Annotated in this window: 1 rRNA gene; it reads left to right on the top strand. The window is 32.7% G+C overall.

Features of this window, described 5'->3' with window-relative positions:
• Positions 1-6: 6 nt before the first annotated feature.
• A 5S ribosomal RNA gene (rrf, locus tag IDG64_RS14495) occupies positions 7-121 on the top strand.
• Positions 122-303 lie beyond the last annotated feature (182 nt).

The following is a 303-nucleotide window of genomic DNA, read 5'->3' as shown; positions in this document are numbered from 1 at the left end:
CATATGTCTGGTGACTATAGCAAGGAGGTCACACCTGTTCCCATGCCGAACACAGAAGTTAAGCTCCTTAGCGTCGATGGTAGTCGAACTTACGTTCCGCTAGAGTAGAACGTTGCCAGGCAGTTTTTTAATCAAATTTTGGTTAAAAAATAAAATGGACAAGATAAAAAAAGTTATTGACTTAAATGTTAATAAAATGTATAATTAATTCTTGTCGGTAAGAAAAATGAACATTGAAAACTGAATGACAATATGTCAACGTTAATTCCAAAAAACGTAACTATAAGTTACAAACATTATTTA

The sequence above is a fragment of the Staphylococcus sp. EG-SA-15 genome, from assembly GCF_017151895.1.
GTDB lineage: Bacteria > Bacillota > Bacilli > Staphylococcales > Staphylococcaceae > Staphylococcus > Staphylococcus aureus.
This window is presented reverse-complemented; position numbering and strand designations above follow the sequence as displayed.